The sequence below is a fragment of the Marseilla massiliensis genome, assembly GCF_016899855.1.
GTDB lineage: Bacteria > Bacteroidota > Bacteroidia > Bacteroidales > Bacteroidaceae > Prevotella.
The window spans coordinates 1-296 of the sequence record NZ_JACJJG010000278.1; the positions used below are offsets into that span (position 1 = coordinate 1).

Annotated in this window: 1 protein-coding gene; it reads right to left on the reverse strand. The window is 48.3% G+C overall.

What is annotated here, in order from left to right; all coding sequences use genetic code 11:
• A partial coding sequence (locus H6A34_RS15705; protein ID WP_338088677.1) for a carboxypeptidase-like regulatory domain-containing protein occupies positions 1-296 on the reverse strand: 296 nt, incomplete at both ends.

A 296-nucleotide genomic window follows, 5' to 3' on the forward strand; every position in this document is an offset into this window, starting at 1 on the left:
GCAGTAGCCTCATCTTCCATTGTAACTGTTACACTACTCTTTCCGGCCACGTTTACCGTCTGCGGCTTCATACCAATGTATGAAAACTGCAGTTCGTTACCGCTCGATAACTTAATGGAGAAGTTTCCGTCGATATCGGTCACTACGGCGTTTTTAGTCCCTTTTTCGAGGACTGTTGCGCCGATGACGGCCTCTCCGTTGGAATCTTTCACATTTCCTTTGATTGTCTGCGCCGACAGCGAGCCCACGATGAGCGTGAACAGCGCCACAAGCGCAAGTCGAAAAGTTTTTAAATT